Source organism: Catenulispora rubra (assembly GCF_015356825.1).
GTDB classification, from domain to species: domain Bacteria; phylum Actinomycetota; class Actinomycetes; order Streptomycetales; family Catenulisporaceae; genus Catenulispora; species Catenulispora rubra.
Genome location: NZ_JAACYW010000640.1, coordinates 1 through 1,143 on the forward strand (window position 1 = coordinate 1; position 1,143 = coordinate 1,143).

General features: G+C 63.3%; 1 protein-coding gene. It reads right to left on the reverse strand.

Going from position 1 to position 1,143, the window contains the following annotated elements; translation table 11 throughout:
• Positions 1-1,095 carry an IS630 family transposase gene (locus GWK61_RS54710; protein WP_194922312.1) on the reverse strand — a complete coding sequence of 365 codons (1,095 nt, stop codon included), beginning with the start codon at positions 1,093-1,095 and terminating at the stop codon, positions 1-3.
• Positions 1,096-1,143: the final 48 nt, after the last annotated feature.

The window sequence follows — 1,143 nt, forward strand, 5'->3', positions numbered from 1 at the left end:
CTAGTGTCCTGCGCCTGAAGTTCGTTTCAAATATTTAGCGAGTGAGTTGAGGATCTCCTCGGCCGTCTTCTTCCAGACGAACGGCCGGGGGTCCTCGTTCCATGTTGCTATCCAGGCTCTGATGTCTTTTTCCATGGCCTGCACGTTCTTGTAGACGCCGCGCTGGAGTAGTTGGGTGGTCAGGTAGGCGAACCAGCGCTCGACCTGGTTGATCCAGGAGCTGCCGGTGGGTGTGAAGTGCACATGGAACCGGGGATGCCGGGCCAGCCAGGCTTTGACCGCCGGGGTCTTGTGGGTGGATAAGTTGTCGCAGACGATGTGCACGTCCAGCCCGTCGGGCACGGCCTTGTCGATGGCGGCCAGGAACTTCTTGTACTCCACGGCCCGGTGCCGCCGGTGGATCTCGGAGATCACGGTGCCGTCTGCGATGTTGAACGCGGCGAACAAGCTGGTGACCCCGTTGCGGACGTAGTCGTGGGTGCGGCGCTCCGGCATGCCCGGCATCATCGGCAGCACCGGGGCCGAACGGTCTAGCGCCTGGATCTGGGACTTCTCATCGACGCAGAACACAACCGCTTTCTCCGGCGGGTTGTGATAGATCCCGACAACGTCCACGACCTTGTCCACGAACTGCGGATCCGTGGAGATCTTGAACCCGTCGGTCAGATGCGGCTTGAGTTCGAAGTCCTTCCAGATCCGGCCGATCGTCGACTTCGACAGCCCGGACTTTGCGGCCATCGAGGCCCGCGACCAGTGCGTGGCGTTGGCCGGCTTCGACTCCAACGTCGCCACCACAACGGCTTCCACCTGGTCCAGCAGGATCGACGGCGGCCGACCCACTCTCGGCTCGTCGGCCAACCCGTCCAGCCGCAACTCGATGAACCGCCGCCGCCACTTGCCGACCGTCGGCCGCGTCACTCCCAGGTCAACAGCGACCTGGGAGTTCGACGCCCCCGGCTGCGCACACGCAAGCACGATCCGGGCACGCAACGCAAGAGCCTGCGACGTCTTCGCCCGCCGCGACCAGCGCTCCAACTGCGCCCGCTCATCATCGGAGAGCACCAGCTCGGCCTTCGGCCGTCCCGTCCTCGGCATGCCCGATATTCTACATTTAGAAAATGAACTTCAGGCGCAGGACACTAG

Bases quoted from the DNA above. Each gene is read 5' to 3' on its own strand.
- GWK61_RS54710 (WP_194922312.1), bottom strand. From the start codon at position 1,095: ATGCCGAGGACGGGACGGCCGAAGGCCGAGCTGGTGCTCTCCGATGAT.